Origin of the sequence: Pseudomonas sp. PKS (genome assembly GCF_051913525.1) — a bacterium.
Lineage (GTDB): Bacteria > Pseudomonadota > Gammaproteobacteria > Pseudomonadales > Pseudomonadaceae > Aquipseudomonas > Aquipseudomonas guariconensis_D.
In genome coordinates, this window is record NZ_JBEGDO010000070.1 from 1 (window position 1) to 270 (window position 270).

Annotated in this window: 1 protein-coding gene; it reads right to left on the bottom strand. The window is 35.9% G+C overall.

Annotation, left to right across the window (positions count from 1 at the left end):
• The coding region (locus ABOA88_RS24115; RefSeq protein WP_440128009.1) for a hypothetical protein at positions 1–270 on the bottom strand (270 nt) is incomplete at both ends.

Sequence of the window (270 nt, forward strand, 5' to 3'; positions counted from 1 at the left end):
GGTTAAAACGGTTGGATCCAGTGTATCCATTAATCCTTGTACAGTCATGGATGGTATAGTATCTAATGCATTTAAGATGTTGAATAATTCACCGATTTCAGTATTACTTAAAACTTCTGGGTATGTTGTATCAAGTGCAAGTGTATGCGGTGTGCCAATACCGGTTTTAATACCGTGGGTAATAAATCCTTTAATTAGATAGGATTGACTATAATCTAAGCTTGTTAGGTCACTTACATAATAACTATCTAGTAAGTTACCAGCGCCACC